This is a genomic window from Lacrimispora algidixylanolytica (genome assembly GCF_003609635.1).
Taxonomy (GTDB): domain Bacteria; phylum Bacillota; class Clostridia; order Lachnospirales; family Lachnospiraceae; genus Lacrimispora; species Lacrimispora algidixylanolytica.
Genome location: NZ_MCIA01000003.1, coordinates 69621 through 85589, shown reverse-complemented (window position 1 = coordinate 85589; position 15969 = coordinate 69621). Strand labels below are relative to the sequence as shown.

11 protein-coding genes and 1 pseudogene are annotated in these 15969 nt (G+C 41.8%); 2 read left to right on the top strand and 10 right to left on the bottom strand.

All coding sequences use genetic code 11. The features are described from left to right. Nucleotides 1-20: 20 nt before the first annotated feature. The 10 genes and pseudogenes from BET01_RS03815 to licT form a co-directional block, all read right to left on the bottom strand. Complete coding sequence (locus BET01_RS03815) at nt 21-1037, bottom strand: ABC transporter permease subunit (protein ID WP_120195443.1); 1017 nt, start codon at nt 1035-1037, stop codon at nt 21-23. Then, nucleotides 1038-2093 carry an ABC transporter permease gene (locus BET01_RS03810; protein ID WP_207667558.1) on the bottom strand — a complete coding sequence of 352 codons (1056 nt, stop codon included), beginning with the start codon at nt 2091-2093 and terminating at the stop codon, nt 1038-1040. Then, entirely contained in the window at nt 2086-3606 is a 1521-nt protein-coding gene (locus tag BET01_RS03805; protein WP_120195442.1) for a sugar ABC transporter ATP-binding protein, read from the bottom strand. Before BET01_RS03805 ends, BET01_RS03810 begins: the two co-directional genes overlap by 8 nt. A 154-nt stretch (nt 3607-3760) precedes the next feature. Next, nucleotides 3761-4846, bottom strand: a complete 1086-nt coding sequence (locus tag BET01_RS03800; protein WP_120195528.1) for an ABC transporter substrate-binding protein — start codon at nt 4844-4846, stop codon at nt 3761-3763. Nucleotides 4847-5020: 174 nt separating this feature from the next. Further along, a complete protein-coding gene (locus BET01_RS03795; protein WP_158584978.1) occupies nt 5021-6454 on the bottom strand; it encodes a sensor histidine kinase in 1434 nt (477 codons plus the stop codon). Further along, a complete protein-coding gene (locus BET01_RS03790; protein WP_120195440.1) occupies nt 6438-8066 on the bottom strand; it encodes a response regulator transcription factor in 1629 nt (542 codons plus the stop codon). Before BET01_RS03790 ends, BET01_RS03795 begins: the two co-directional genes overlap by 17 nt. Nucleotides 8067-8191: 125 nt before the next feature. After that, complete coding sequence (locus BET01_RS03785) at nt 8192-9934, bottom strand: carboxylesterase family protein (protein ID WP_120195439.1); 1743 nt, start codon at nt 9932-9934, stop codon at nt 8192-8194. Nucleotides 9935-9956: 22 nt separating this feature from the next. Then, nucleotides 9957-11396, bottom strand: a pseudogene (locus BET01_RS03780) (glycoside hydrolase family 1 protein). 18 nt (nt 11397-11414) lie between these two features. Continuing rightward, nucleotides 11415-13283: a beta-glucoside-specific PTS transporter subunit IIABC gene (locus tag BET01_RS03775; protein ID WP_120195438.1), complete on the bottom strand. Its 1869-nt coding sequence runs from the start codon at nt 13281-13283 to the stop codon at nt 11415-11417. A 326-nt stretch (nt 13284-13609) separates the two neighbouring features. Beyond that, nucleotides 13610-14449 carry a BglG family transcription antiterminator LicT gene (gene licT / locus BET01_RS03770; RefSeq protein ID WP_120195437.1) on the bottom strand — a complete coding sequence of 280 codons (840 nt, stop codon included), beginning with the start codon at nt 14447-14449 and terminating at the stop codon, nt 13610-13612. 334 nt (nt 14450-14783) lie between these two features. Between licT and BET01_RS03765 the strand changes: the two genes are divergently transcribed. Together BET01_RS03765 and BET01_RS03760 are read left to right on the top strand one after the other, a co-directional pair. Then, nucleotides 14784-15545, top strand: a complete 762-nt coding sequence (locus BET01_RS03765) for an SAM-dependent methyltransferase (RefSeq protein ID WP_120195436.1) — start codon at nt 14784-14786, stop codon at nt 15543-15545. Between the two features lie 90 nt (nt 15546-15635). Continuing rightward, nucleotides 15636-15962, top strand: coding sequence for an ArsR/SmtB family transcription factor (locus tag BET01_RS03760; protein ID WP_120195435.1), 327 nt, complete (start codon nt 15636-15638; stop codon nt 15960-15962). The last annotated feature ends 7 nt before the right edge of the window (nt 15963-15969 follow it).

The following is a 15969-nucleotide window of genomic DNA, read 5'->3' as shown; positions in this document are numbered from 1 at the left end:
GACTTTTTTGTGACAGTCTCTTATCGTTTTTCCTTTGCCTTTGCAAACAGACTTTGAAGAATAATAAAGAATGCCAATAACGCAGCAATGGTAATTTTAGTCCACCAGGAAGAAAGTGTTCCCTGGAAGGTGATGAAGGTCTCGATGGTACCTTTAATTAGTACTCCGAACAAACTTCCAAATACATTGCCTACACCTCCAGTCAGCAAGGTACCACCAATAACGGCTGATGCAATGGCTTCCATCTCAAAGCCCTTTGCCTGCTCTACGAATCCGGCACAGGTATTTAAGCAGAAGAGAAATCCTCCAAGGGCACATAAAAATCCATTGATCACGTATACGTAAAGCTTGGTACGTCTCACATTAATTCCCATCATAAGAGCCGACTGTTCACTGCCACCGATGGCATAGACGGTCCGACCAAATTTTGTATACTTTAAAACCACAAACACTAGAACCAAAATCACGAGGGCAATGATTACACTAGGATAAATAAAAGGATAATTTACCACACCCTTTTTATTGACTGCCCCACCAAGAAAGGGTAAGTTGATTTTACTTTTCGCCCATTGTAAGAACAGTTCATTCTTTATACTGATCATATCCTGACTGATGATGGCTGTCATACCTCTGGCAAAGAACATACCTGCCAAGGTGACAATAAAGGGTTGAAGCTTTAGATATGCAATCAGATATCCCTGAATCAAACCAAATACCAAACCCATAATTAATACGATAATCAGAGCTGGAACTGCACCCATGCCCTTAATCTCCATCATCCAAGCTAGCATCATGCAGGCAAGTGCTACCACAGATCCAACGGAGATATCAATACCTCCTGTTATCATGACCATGGTCATTCCAGCCGCAATTACGATAAGACCGGCATTGGATATGAACAGATTTAAAAATACCTGAGGTTTTGCAAAGCCCTTGCTATTGAAAATGATGATACCGGCCAGATACATGGCTACGAAAAGAACGATCGTAATGATGAGAAGGAATACTTTTCCGTCTAATTTACCCATTTTCTTCATCTAGGCCACCTTCTTTCCTGCTACACGTTCTGTTTGCAGCCGTTTCACCATTCTCTTAAGTTCTGTGGATTGTAGGGCAACGATTATAACTACCACGGCTGCCTTATAAACTGGAATCTGGTCAGGAGATACTCCCATGGCATAAAGAGTGGTGCTTAAGGCCTGAATGGTATAGGCACCAATTACGCTTCCAAGAAGAGAGAATTTACCGCCTCCTAAACTATTTCCACCTAAAGCTACCGCAAGGATTGCATCTAGTTCCAGGTTAAGTCCAATGTTATTGGCATCTGCCGAATAGATTCTTGAAGAAGCCACAAGACCAGAGATTCCGGCGCAAAGTCCACAAAATACATAGGATAAGAAGATGATCATGGTTGAATTAATTCCCATAAGTCTGGACGCCTTTGAATTGATTCCTACGGTCTGTATGTACACACCTAATGTAGTCTTCTTTAACAGCACATAAGTGAGAAGTACCACAATAAGAGCCACAAATACAGGAGTAGGAATTGGAATCCCCGGAATGCTGGAACCTAACTTCTTATAAGATTCCACACGTATGTAAGTAATCTGACCTTTTGTAATAAGCTGTGCAATTCCTCGGCCAGCCGTAAATAAGATTAAGGTGGCTACCATGGGCTGAATCTTCATCTTTGCCACTAAAAATCCATTAAAGCTGCCACATAAAATACCAGCAATAATCGCTGCCATCACCCCTAAAAGATAAGGATTTTGAAATTCATTCACAGTCTGTTGTCCACCTGATAAGATAAAGCAGCAAACGGCTCCTGCTACTGACATTACAGCTCCTACGGAGATATCCGTACCTCCAGAAGCAGCCACTACCAGTGTCATTCCAACCGCCAGAATTACCAAATCACTCGCTCGGTTGATAACGTCTATGATGTAGCCGTATAAAACCCCATTTTTAAGGCTGACTTCAAAAAATCCAGGTGTCTTTATCAGGTTTGACAACAATACGAGAAAGAGGCAGAATATAGGTAGAAAAAGCCGTGTTCCCGTCAGCTTCTTTACAAATGCCATACACTTATTCATCTCCTCCACCTCCTGCTATCGCCTTCATAATCTGGTTTTGGTCAAGCTCATGTTCTTCTAGCTCGCCAACCTTTTCCCCGTCCCGAAGCACTGCCATACGGTTACAGGTACGAAGCATTTCCTCTACTTCCGATGAAATAAACATTACGGATTTCCCCTCCTCCGCAAGTTTCACCACAAGCTTTTGTATCTCTGTTTTCGTGCCTACGTCTATTCCTCTTGTAGGTTCATCTAAAATCAGAAAATCTGGATTGGTCAGCAGCCAGCGCCCTAAGATGACCTTCTGCTGATTTCCTCCGCTCAGGCTTTTAATCGGAGTATCAAGACTGGCAGTTTTAACCTGGAGTAACTTTACATATTCCTGTGCAAGCTCCTCCTGTTCCTTTTTACCAATGAGGTGGAACATGCCCTTTTTCGCCTGAAGAGCCAGGATTAAGTTATCCCTAACGGACAGATCCGCAACGATTCCTTCTTCCTTTCGGTTCTCTGGTAGGTATGCCATTCCAGCCATCATGGCATCCAGCGGCTTATTGACGGTTACTGCTTTTCCGTTTACTTTAAGCTCCCCGCTGTCTGGCTTATCAGCCCCATAAAGACTTCTGGCAAGCTCAGAACGACCAGAACCCAAAAGACCAGTCAGACCCACAACTTCACCTTTATGTATCTTTAGATCGTAAGGCTTAATGGAACCTTGATGTCCGATTCCATGTGCGTCAATGACCACATCCTCACGGACTCTCCCTTCCTCTTTTTCCTTCTTAATGGAAGCCAGATCATCAAAATCCTTTCCCATCATCTTTGCTACAAGCTGAACCCTTGGAAGCTTTTCTATTTCATACTCTCCCACAAGGCCACCATTTCTTAACACCGTAATTCGGTCACAGACTTCATAGACCTGCTCTAAGAAATGTGTTACAAATATAATTCCAACCCCTTCGGATTTCAGGCGCTTCATAAGTGTGAACAGCTTCTCCACTTCGTTGTCATCTAAGGAAGAGGTTGGTTCATCAAGAATCAAAACCTTAGCAGACATATCCACGGCTCTTGCAATGGCAATCATCTGCTGAAGGGCTATGGAATAATTATCAATGGATTTGGTCACATCAATCTCAATTTTAAGGCTCTTTAAAAGCTCCTTCGCCTTTCGATTCATGGTCTTCCAGTCAATCATGCCAGCTCGTTTTGGCTCTCTGCCAATATAGAGATTTTCCGCCACGGAAAGATTGGGACAGAGATTGACCTCCTGGTATACGGTACTAATACCCCGCTCCTGTGCCTCCTGAGGAGAATGATTGATAATAGCGCTCTTTTCTCCTACTAAAGTAATCTCTCCCGTTTCAAACTCCTCGACTCCTGTAAGAACCTTTATGAGGGTGGATTTTCCTGCTCCATTTTCTCCCATCAGTGCATGAATCTCACCACTTCTAAGGGTAAAATTCACATGGGACAGAGCCTGAACCCCTGGAAACGTTTTTGTTATGTTGCGCATGGCCAATACGTGTTCACCTGGCATAATTGATCCTTCCTTTCCTTTGCTGTACTGCCGTATGGGCATTTTTAAGGATAAAAAAAGGTGTGGAGCGGAGGACTAAAATATCCAGTCCTCCGTGACCCAACACCTGTTTATCCAGCCTATGCCTGCATCCGGCATCGCCGGTCCTTATTCATTAATACTGTCTCTTTGGTTTTTCTGCGGCTGCTGTATCTGCAGGATATACGCCCTCTTTTACATAAGCGATCTTTTCTACAGTCTCGCCCTTTTCAAGTTTCCCAATGATTTCAGAAACTCTAGGTCCGTGAAGAGGATTACACTCTACGGATACGTTCATATCGCCAGCAATCATAGAATCAAAAGCGGCTGCAACAGCATCAAAGGAAATGACTGTGATATCACCCTTAGGTCCACAGGTTTTTCCTGCTGCCTTGATCGCATCAATTGCTCCAAAAGCCATGTTATCATTTTCTGCAATTACAACATCAATATTATTATAAGTCTTTAAGAAGGATTCCATAACCTCCTGACCCTTTGCCTGTGTGAATTCACCAGTCTGACGCTCTAACATTTTCCATTTTGCATGATCTTTCATCTTCTCTTCCACGCCATTGGTACGACCAATCTGTGCAGAAGAACCGATGGTTCCCTGAATGGTTACGATATTGATATCTTTGTCGGCGCGGTCAGTCTTCTTTAAGTACTCATCAAGCCAGCCCACTGCATCGTAACCTTCCTGAAGGAAGTTAGAACCAACCCATGCGGTATATAAGGAATCATCTGATACATTAATCATACGGTCAACGATGATAACCGGAATCCCTGCATCTTTTGCTTCCTGTAAAACAGTATCCCAGCCGGTCTCTGTAACCGGTGCGATTACGATATAATCTACATCCTGCTGAATAAAGTTACGAACTGCCTTTAACTGATTCTCCTGTTTCTGCTGAGCATCGTCAAAGATTAACTTATATCCGTTTTTCTCTGTAAATGTGGATTTCATGGATTCCGTATTGGCGGTTCTCCAGTCAGACTCTGCTCCTACCTGAGAAAATCCTACTACGATTTCTTTCTTATCCCCTGCTTTCGCCTCTGTTTTGGACTCTGCCTTGGCTGCCTCTGTAGTTGCTGCATCAGACTTACTTTCCGTTGCTGCAGGTGCTGCTGTGGTTGCCGCGGTCTGTGTTCCGCTACATCCTGTTAAAATCGTAGCTGCGGCCATAACTGCAACTGTTAATACACTTAAAAATCGTTTCTTCATAACTTTCCCTCCATTTAAACTATCATTTTCGCTACCGTTTGTATCTATCCGTATCATAATCTTCCCCCACGTTTTTCTCAATGCAAAATCTTTTGAAAACAGTTAAGATTCTTACGCATTTCATTTTATTCCAACCATAGGTTGGATTTTTTCGGAAAAAAGTTGATTATTTTACTAATGTTTTAAAACTGCTGGTATTCGCACCGTCACCGACGTTCCTTGTCCATATTCGCTTTCGATAGAAATCCCATAAGCTTCACCAAAATTCAACCGGATACGCTCCGCAACGTTGGCAATGCCAAATCCTTCTCGCTGGTCCAGATCTTCTCCTCTTCTGGCTGCAAGTTTTTGCATTTTTAAAAGCTCGTCTGGTTTCATTCCAATCCCATTGTCCTCTACCTTTAAAAAGATATCATCTCTTTTAATCCAGCCACTGATCTTTAAAGCTCCCTTTTTTCTGCAATTTTTAATACCATGGTACAATGCATTTTCCACGATGGGTTGTAAGGTAAGCTTTAAGATGGAATAATCCTTTATCTCCTCCTCAATCTCTATCTCATAATCCATGATGTCCTCGTAACGGAAATGTTGAATCTGGAGATAGCTTTTGATATGTTCTTCCTCTCCTCGTATGGTGATAAAATCCCGTCCATTGTTAAGACCTGTACGAAAGAAGAGGGAAAGGGCTGTAATCATGTCCACCACTTCCTCAGAACGTTTCCCCTCCGCCAACCAAACGATGGTATCTAAAGTGTTATAAAGAAAATGAGGGTTGATCTGTGCCTGCAACAACTTAAGCTCTGTCTTCCGCTTAAGCTCCTGCTCCTCCCTGACATGCTCAATCAATTCCCCAATCCTCACCACCATGTGATCGTATTGATCGCTCAAGGTCTGGATTTCACTAATCTTGCTTTTCGGTGCACTGACCTTTAAGTTTCCGTTAGCCAGCTTCATGGTATAGCTGCACAACTCCTCAATCGGCCCCGTAATCTTCTTCCCAAAGGCAGAAAAAGATGCAATGAGAAATACCATAATATAGGCACAAACCACAATACAAAGAGCAATAGTCTGTTTAATCTGGTCATCCAAATCTTGTCGCATGGTTTCTAGCGTCTTTGTCTCGTTATAAATGTAATTTGACATGGATTCCTTTATAAGATCCGTTACAACATAAATGTCCTTTTCCAGCCGTTCCATGTTCTCATCGTAATCACCAAAGATACTACTTCCCCTGATGTCATCAATTCTCTTTTCTAAAATCCCAATGAGTTGAAGAAGGCCGTCTAACCCCTTTTTGCTGGTCTCTTGGGGCGTAGAGGCCTTAAGCTGCTCAAAGATCTTTCTGGAATTTTCCAGATCTTCATAAGGATCTAATGTATCAAATGAGTCCGCCCCAATTACAATCCGGTACATCTTATAATCAATGTTTGATTTAAAGTCAAAGTTAAACTCCGTTGCCATGGTCAAATTCCGTATGCTTTGTCGGTACTGCCAGTTCTGCCAGGCCATCATATATAGAATGATTCCTATCATTATAATAACCGGAATAAACACCACAGCCTGCATTAGATGGATCTGGGACTTAATGGAATTATGCTTCCACTTCATGCTCCCCTCCTGACCGGAATGCCTTAGGTGTAATCCCATGGATTTTTTTAAACAGATAGCTAAAATAATGGGGATCCTTATACCCTACCTGATAACCGATTTCAGAAGTCCGATAATCCGTCTTTAAAAGAAGCTCTCTGGCCGCCTCCATCCTTACCTTTGTTAGATATTCCACAAACGTAATTCCTATTTCCTGACTAAATATAGTGCTGAAATGGTTGGGACTGACGTTCACACAGGAAGCCACCACGTTGAGGGATATATTCTCATCCTTATAATGACCTAAGATATATTCTTTGGCTTTATCAAGAACTTGTCGATACTTTTTCTGAGAACAAGCAGTTCTTAAGACAATGGCCTTTTTCAAGAGATCTCTGGCATAAGAAGCCGCGGCCTCCTCTGATCCTGTACAAGGTTGCATGGCCTTTGCATCCCCTAATTCTTTCACCACCTGCTCTTGGTCGATATCAAGCTGATTTAAAAATTCATTGACCGCCAGATACACGTCCATCAATATGTATTGCCGAAAAAGGAGGGATTCAAAATTGTTCCCACAAGCCTCTATATACTCCTCTACAAAATACCTTACCTCTGGAACAGAACCATTTCGAAGGAAATTGGGGACAATGTCTCTGCTTAATTTGGTCATATCTATACCAGCCAGACTGATATTACCGGAATCCTCATGAATGCCTATGACCTCATCTGCCCTTAAGATCTGATTGTACTCCAGCATATAACGGCCAGCATAAGCCTTGCTTGCGGCCTTAAAGCTGCTTCTGATCTCGCTGAGTCTGCACACAGGCGTTCCCACACCTCCAAAGTATTCCATATCTTTAAAACTTCCAACAAGAGATACTAGTTTACCTAAATGAGATTTGATTTTTTCTTCCAGCTCCAAAGGGTCATTTCCCATCATTAAAAAGGCATACCCTTCGCTAAGACGGTTAAATAATACCACATCTAAAACTCCCTCAAATTCCCTCTTAAGTTTTTCATCAAAGATAACTCCCATGTCTGAATACTGCTCCTGATTATCCGACACCCGAGTCTGAAACAGGATGAGATTATACATGGACGCACTTAATTGCAGACTGTGCTCCTGGCCCTTTGAAAGCATCTCTGAAAGACTTAACTTGCCAGATACGATGGTATCAAACAGCCTGTCCCTCTCCATTCGCTTTCTCTCTTCCTGCTGTTCACAAAAAGCAATCTTATACCCCTTATCACTTTTCTTTTGCATAATAGCCTTACTCATTCGATCTAAAGCCTCTAAAAGCTGACTGCTGCTCACTGGCTTTAAGAGATAATCCGCTGCGCCAATCTTTAAAGCTCTCTTAGCATACTCGAAATCATCATACCCGCTAAAAAACATGATATGAAGATCCGGAAGCTCCTTTTTCACCATCTCAGCAAGCTCCAGGCCATCCATAAATGGCATTCGAATATCCGTAAGAAGGATATCAGGTTTTGTCTTAAGAATCAGGGGATATGCCAGTTCTCCATCTGGCGCCTCACCTGAAAACTCAAACCCGTATTTCTCCCATGGTATCCCATTTTTAATTCCTTCCCGGACGATTTTCTCATCCTCGGCAAGAAAAATTTTAACCATACTGTACCCCCTCCATTCTACGTACTTTTATGATTTCATTTATCTAACACCTCTTTATACTACCACAAAAAAAGAGCGTCTGAAACTCCCAGATAAAAAGAGTTTCAGACGCGTGGTCTTGTGAATTATTCTACATCTGCCCAAAGGCTTTTATTTTGATATGTCTCATCTAAAACGGTGCTAAACCAACGGCCGTTTAATACGTTTTTCACCATCTTATCCTTTATTTCCTGGGAAACGGTGGTGTCTGCCTTCATTGCCTTTATGATGTCTTCGTAGGTAGTGCTCACATCTTTTTGTTTAATTATTTCTTTTGATTCATCCCCATCAAATACCATGGAAACCTTCTGATCTTTCGACCATTTGCTCCAAGAAGTCAGACCATCACCGTTTGGATCTCCAGAAGCTAAGAAATTAGCCAGATACCGGTTATATTCCTTCGCCATAGCTGCGTAGCCAGGCTTTTCAAATGCTCCCTTGAAAACTTCTGTATAATTATTCTTAGAGGAAAGCATAGGAACAAAGATTCCGTGAAACGCTCCGTACTCTCCCAAATCCTTTACAGACGAAACATCACTTCCATAATCCACCTGACAGAGATAGATGTCAGACTTATAATGATCGTACATGGTTTCTGCACTGGTCTGCGCATTGAAGATACGGTACATATCACTTCCATACTTGCTGGCAAATGTTTTGGCACGCTTTAACTCATCTTCTGAATATCCCTTCATATCATCACTTTTAAAATAAGGATCATTGAGGCAGAATAAGGAAAATTCTGAGCTTCCCGTAAGCATCATCAAAGGAACGCTGTTATAGGACTGAGATTCAAAACCTTCTTTTGGAATCACCTTTCCATCTTCATAAAGATGGGGGAATACGCTCATACGAATCATGGCATTCCCCATAAGAGGGACTAGGCGCTCCGGTGATATGGAATATAAGTATTCCTTCACATCCTCTCCATCGGTCATCAGCCATTTCGCTGCTTCCCCTTCTTCGGACGCTTTTTTATCTTCTACAACCAGAGGAGCCAGGGCTTTTGCAATCTTTTTCCCACTTAATTCTTCCTCTGCGGTAGTCATGCCGCCGCTAAATGCAACAGCCTTTTGAAATTTACCTTCAAACACCGGACTTATGAGCATCGCCATCACATCACGGCCTCCGGCAGAAAAACCAGATATAGTCACATTTTCAGGATCACCGCCAAATTCCTTAATGTTATCCTTCACCCAGTCAAGAGCGGATGCAATATCTAACATTCCAAAATTTCCGGTTCCTCCGTCCTTTGTAAGAGCCGGAAGGCAGTTAAAGCCTAAAAGTCCCAGACGATAATCCACAGAGACATACACACAATCAGCGTTTTTCACCAAATCCATCCCTGGAATCTCTCCTGCATTACCGGTCTGGTTATTTCCACCGTGAATGAATACCATAACAGGAAGCTTCTCACTTCCTTCTTTTGCATAAACAGTAAGGCGCAAACTGTCTTCACTGCCAGTTACCTCAGTTCCTGTAAGTTGAAGGGCTGGTTTGGAGGGCGAGATGCACTCCAAAGGCTCCTTCCAGGATTCTGGTTTCACTGGAGCTTTAAAGCGAAGCTCTCCTGATGGTTCCTTTCCATATGGAATTCCGTACCAGGTTAAGATCTCCCCTTCTTTCAACCCTTTTACCGGACCATATGCCGTAGAAACTATGGTCCCATCAGAATCTGTATCTTGTATGGTAGATTCAACCGCTTCATTCACAGTCTCCTCTGCCTTTGTGGTGGCAGGAGCCGTATCTTTTTTCCCGGCTCCTGCGCAACCTGCTGCCATCACTGTTGCAAGAAAAACAATTCCTACAATCAGACCTTGTTTTTTCATAGATGAAAACTCCCCGTAATGCTTAATCCAATACTTCTCCATTGGTTTCAATTACTTTTTTATACCAGTCAAATGACTTTTTCTTTCTTCTAGATAAATCACCACTTCCGTCATCGTATTTCTCCACGTAGATGAAGCCATACCGCTTTGCCATCTCTCCAGTGGATGCGCTGACCAAATCGATGCAGCCCCATGGAGTGTAACCCATTAGCTCAACACCATCTTCAATGGCTTCCCCCATCTGAACGATATGCTTTTTCAGGTAGTCGATGCGGTAATCATCCTTTATGGTTCCGTCATCCTGAGTGGTATCGTAAGCTCCCAGGCCATTTTCCACCACCATAAGAGGAATCTGATAACGTCCGTAAATCTCGTTTAAGGTATAGCGCAGTCACTTCGGATCAATCTGCCAGCCCCAGTCACTTGATTCCAGGTAAGGATTCTTTGCTCCTCCCATAATGTTTCCAGAGGACTCTGTTACATCTTTAGAAGCGGTCGCACAGTTTGACATATAGTAACTGAAGGTATAGAAATCCACACAGCCCTCTTTTAAAATATCACCATCTCCCGGTTCCATAGCTACCTCGATATTTTGCTCCTTAAAGTAGCGCTTCATAAAGTGAGGATACTCCCCTCGAACCTGAACATCACCGCATAATAAATTGGCAATCTGGTTCTGTTTCTGCGCCTCTAAAATATCATCAGGATTGCAGGTTAATGGATAGGTGGTCATGTGAGCAATCATACAGCCAATCTTTGTCTGGGGATCAATCTCATGACCTGCCTTCACTGCCAGGGCACTGGCAACAAACTGATGATGGAGTCCCTGGAAACGAAGGTTTGGAACATCAACCTGATTGGTAAAATCCGTTGTTCCTTCATTTAAGATTCCAAGGGAGAGGAAACTGCCCATTGACATGGTCCCTGCATTAATTTCATTAAAGGTCAGCCAGTATTTCACCTTTCCTTTATAACGGCTAAATAAAGTCTTTGCATACCTTACGTATAGATCAATACACTCTCTAGAAGACCAGCCGTTGTATTTTTCTGTAAGCGCAAATGGCATCTCATAGTGTGATATTGTGATAAGTGGTTCGATATTCTTGCTTAAACACTCATCAATCACACGGTCATAAAATTCAAGTCCTGCTTCATTTGGCTCCGCTTCCATTCCGGTTGGGAAAATTCTGGTCCATGCAATGGAAAAGCGGAATACCTTAAAGCCCATTTCGGCAAACATTGCAATATCTTCTTTGTAGTGATGATAAAAATCAATGGCTTCCTGACTTGGATAAAAGGTATCAGATTCTATGGTTCTGGTGATTCGTTTGGATTTCGCATGAGAACCTCCGGTACAAACATCAGAAGTAGAAATTCCCTTTCCATCTACATTCCAAGCGCCTTCGCACTGATTGGCAGCAACTGCGCCTCCCCATAAAAAGTTTTCAGTAAATACAGACATATCACACCTCTTTCAGAATTAGACAATGGTTATGAGTGTTTCTCCAGCCTTCACCTGCTTTTTCTCGATGGCTTTCAAGCTGACAAATTGATTCATATTAGAGACAAGTACAGGAGTTGTTAAAGGAAATCCAGCTTCTTTGATCTTTTGCATATCAAATTCTAAAAGAAGAGCACCTCTTTTTACCTTATCTCCGGTTTTGCAGTGAAGAACAAAACCTTCGCCACCTAACTGTACCGTATCAAGTCCTACGTGTATTAAAATTTCTACTCCATCATCGCTAGTCATTCCTACCGCATGCTTTGTATCGGTGATCGCGCTAATGGTTCCATCAACTGGGGCAAACACCTTTCCTTCTTCCGGAATTAATGCAACTCCCTCTCCAAGAATTCCACCAGAAAATACCGCATCCTCAACCTGTGACAGAGGAATGATAGTTCCTGTAAGAGGACTGGACAGCTCAATGGTTTCTACCAAAGGTTTTTTCTCTTCCACTGGCTCTAAAACTGCTGGGGAATCTTCTTCCACTACCTCAGGTTTATAAAGAATCATTGTCATTACAAAGGTAACTATAAGAGATATGAAAAGAGTAATAATACCATTGGTCATATTTTTAAAGCTGTCTCCGCCGATCATCTGAATTATGGATAAAGACGATGGAGAACCACCCATGGAATATGCTACCACATGAGTGATACCTGCATAAAGTCCAGCAACTCCCGCACCGATTACACTGGCGATCATTGGAGTTTTATACTTAAGTGTCACACCATACATAGCTGGCTCTGTTACTCCGGCTACGATAGCGGAGATACCAGCTGCCGATGCGGCTGATTTTACATCTTTATCTTTATTTTTTATTGCAACAGCGATGGAAGCTGCTCCCTGTGCTAAGTTGGAACAAAACATGGTGATAATTAAAATTGCATCAAATCCTAAACTAGCAATGCCGATAGTAGCAATCGGAAGAAGCGCATAGTGCATACCCGTCATAACGATAAAAGGCATTGCAGCAGAGAGGAGCATGATAGCGAGCCACCCTACGTTACTATATAACAGACTGATTCCCGAAGCCAGATAATTACCAAGAATACTGCCAAGTGGCCCTACTACTACAAGTGCAACTGGAATTGTAACAAATATAACAATTAACGGCTTTAAGAATACTTTTACAAGGCTAGGGCAAATCTTATCTGCAAATCGCTCAATGTATCCCATCAGCGGTACCATAAGAAGTACCGGCAATACAGAAGATGCATAGTTTGCTGAGGTTACAGGAAGCCCAAAATATGTGGTGCTGCCCTCTGCCAAAAGAGCTCCTAATTTTGGATGAAGCAGGAAAGCAGCCATAACCATAGCAAGATAAATATTGGAGCCAAGGCGTTTCGCAGTTGTCATAGCCAGTAAAATAGGCATGAAGTAGAAGAAGGCATCACCAGCCGCTTCTAAAGCAATATAGGTACTGCTAGCGGAATCCACCAAATTAAATGTGGTAAGAAGAGTTAACACCACCTTAATCATACCACAACCAAGCATGGCAGGAAGAAGAGGTGTCATACAACCGGCAATGAAACCAGAAAGGCGTGAGAATAAATTTTCCTTGGGCCCATCGCCATTAGAACCAGTGGTCTCTTCAAATTTCCCAAGCTTTAACAGCTCATTATAAACATTGGAAACTTCATTTCCAATAACAACCTGATACTGTCCACCCTGACGGATTACCCTTATAACACCAGGTATCTTTTCAATTTCTGCATCCTTTGGAATATTACCATCCTTTAAAACAAATCTTAAACGTGTCATACAGTGGGTAAGTCCTATTACATTTTTCTCGCCGCCTACTTTTTCTAGAACAGTTTCTGCGGTCTTTGCAAAATTAAATGCCATAATTTATTCCTCCTTCAAACAAGGTTGATTTATGATAGTCTATCTGAAAAGACATCTGCCCATTCATAGGCTGTCTTTGCATTCATTGAACAAAGAGTCTGGCTTGCTAGACTCTAGCGCTGACACGCTGACACGATAGTGGCAATCTTCCTTATGCGTGTCATGTGCAACCCGCCCGGTAGGGCTTTTTATGTAATAGGACGCCATTTCCTATTACATAAAAAGGACCCTGCATCAAGTAGCCTGCGATATTACTTGCAGCCTACTAATTATGCAGGGTCCTGCCCAGACAATATTTCGTCTGGTAACAATCCCAACTCTCAGTTTTAATTTACATCTCTTGTTACTTTCTCTATATGAATCATCAAATACATCATCTCTTCCCGGTCCACTTCATAGTAATACCGGTCATGAACGTAATTAGCTATTTTTACAATGCAGTTATAGGAATTGGGGTACTTTTCCTTTAACAGATGAAACCAATCCTCATCGGTAGTCTCATACTGCTTATTCTGCAGCAAACGCTGTGCGAAAAATCGAATGTGTGTTACGAACCGTCTGTAGTCCCAGGATTCTGCATTAAGCTTAATCTGAAAAGAAGTCTCCACAATCTCAATGATATCCCGTATGATCTTGGTGATTAATTCAAGGTTTTCCGGCTCTTTTTTATTTAACTGGCCATAGACGAAGTGAAACGCCAAAAACATGGCCTCATCCTCTTCCATTGAGATATCCAGCCTTTTTTTAATCAGATCAACCGTATATAGTCCAACCTTAAACTCATTGGGATAAAATCGCTTTCCTTCCCAAACCATGGCATTGCGAAGTATAATTCCATCCCGGTAACGGTCAACTGCACCTGCAATGTGATCGCATATGGTAAGAATGGTTCGCTCGTTAAGCTGTATGCCAAATTCACTTTTTGCATAATCAACGGTCTGCTCACTAATATCCCAGTATTCTTGGGGAAGCTTTGCAAAGTATTCTTCAAAGTGTCTGGCATCCTTTTTATCATTCTGAACAAAGATACGTTCTACCAGTTTACGATCCACTTCATCGCCTTTTTTTCTACCAAAGCCAATGGATTTTCCTTTTAGAATTGCTTCTTTTCCCTCAGTATTAAACGTTAATACCATGTTGTTATTCAGTACTTTTTCAATCTTCATAATCCCCTTCAAATAGAACAAAAAAAAGACAAGCACAGAGCACCACCGTATAATACTGATACGTGATTACAACCCTGTAGACCTTGCCTGCCTGACCAGTCACAAACTACACTTCTATTTTCTAAACGTAGTATAACACGAATAATTTTAGAAATCTATATGCAAACTCATTCAATTTCCTGTCACTTTTTTGTGCAATATGCACTAAATCAATTCTGTATTTCTATCCGCACTCTTATCAAAATCATATCATAATGAAAATTATAAGTCTAGTATTTTTCAAAATTTTCGGTATACTGATTATGCCGGCAATCAATGATGAAAGGAAATAATAATGATAGCAAAAAAATCAGATTGGTACAAACATAGTTGGAGTCTTGATATAAAACATCAATCCTGGGTGGAGGATACGGAGAGACAGGTGAATTTTATCATCGATCACCTGAAACTAAAGGGAAATGAACGGATTCTTGACCTGGCATGTGGCTTTGGACGGCACTCCCTTTCCTTTGCCAGTAAGGGCTTTGATGTAGTCGGGGTTGATCTAACAAAAGAATACATAGAAGATGCCAAAAAGACAGCAGAAGAAAAAGGATTACCTGTTACGTTCCTCTTAAGTGATCTTAGGGACGTGAGGTTTAAAAACGAATTTGACGTGGTGTTAAATCTGGCAGATGGAGCCATTGGATACCTGGAAAACGACATGGAAAACTTAAAGATCTTTGATGTGATTTCAAGTGCTCTAAAACCAGGGGGAAAGCATTTCATGGATATTTGCAATGCAGAACATGCAGAGCATTGCTTCCCCAAAAACGCCTGGGAAGCAGGAGAGACCTCCATTGCCCTATCTATGTTTGAATGGGATTCGAAAAAAAGAATCATGCTATATGGAGGTTGGGATATTCCATACGGAGAACCAGCATGCAAACCTGAAATCATCTATGGTGACCCAACCCGTCTTTTTTCATTAGAAGAAATCAAAACCATTCTTGCGGAAAGAAATATGGTAGTCCAGGATTCTTTTTCTGATTATTATGGAAGAGCTTCTTCCTATAAGAACATACAACTTATGGTATCTTCTGTAAAACGAGCTTGACAAACCTTATTAAGAGGATTAATCTAATTAAGTATAGTCTTAATCAGATTAATCCTCTTTATTCTAAATAAAGAACAGAAAGGAACCCTTATGGACCCAATAACCATCCTCCATCTCATCACAGATCCCACCAGATACCGCATATTAGAGCTTCTGATGGAACGACACTACTGCGTCAGAGCCGTATCGAAAAAACTGGGTATCAGCGAACCTGCGGTGTCCCAGCAGATGAACCTATTAAAAAAAGCTGGTGTCATAACAGGGACGAAAATGGGTTACCATATGCATTATCTGGTAAACATTGATCTGGTGAAAGAAACAATCAACCAATTCGCACAAGAATTTGCTGTAAAGAGCAACATAGAGGCAGAAGCAACAGAACGCATCTGCGAATACGAATGCGACAAAAAGCATTAAAAATATA

Coding starts and splice junctions, on each gene's coding strand:
- BET01_RS03815 (WP_120195443.1), bottom strand. CDS start 1,037: ATGAAGAAAATGGGTAAATTAGACGGAAAAGTATTCCTTCTCATCATT.
- BET01_RS03810 (WP_207667558.1), bottom strand. CDS start 2,093: ATGAATAAGTGTATGGCATTTGTAAAGAAGCTGACGGGAACACGGCTT.
- BET01_RS03805 (WP_120195442.1), bottom strand. CDS start 3,606: ATGCCAGGTGAACACGTATTGGCCATGCGCAACATAACAAAAACGTTT.
- BET01_RS03800 (WP_120195528.1), bottom strand. CDS start 4,846: ATGAAGAAACGATTTTTAAGTGTATTAACAGTTGCAGTTATGGCCGCA.
- BET01_RS03795 (WP_158584978.1), bottom strand. CDS start 6,454: ATGAAGTGGAAGCATAATTCCATTAAGTCCCAGATCCATCTAATGCAG.
- BET01_RS03790 (WP_120195440.1), bottom strand. CDS start 8,066: ATGGTTAAAATTTTTCTTGCCGAGGATGAGAAAATCGTCCGGGAAGGA.
- BET01_RS03785 (WP_120195439.1), bottom strand. CDS start 9,934: ATGAAAAAACAAGGTCTGATTGTAGGAATTGTTTTTCTTGCAACAGTG.
- BET01_RS03775 (WP_120195438.1), bottom strand. CDS start 13,283: ATGGCATTTAATTTTGCAAAGACCGCAGAAACTGTTCTAGAAAAAGTA.
- licT (WP_120195437.1), bottom strand. CDS start 14,449: ATGAAGATTGAAAAAGTACTGAATAACAACATGGTATTAACGTTTAAT.
- BET01_RS03765 (WP_120195436.1), top strand. CDS start 14,784: ATGATAGCAAAAAAATCAGATTGGTACAAACATAGTTGGAGTCTTGAT.
- BET01_RS03760 (WP_120195435.1), top strand. CDS start 15,636: ATGGACCCAATAACCATCCTCCATCTCATCACAGATCCCACCAGATAC.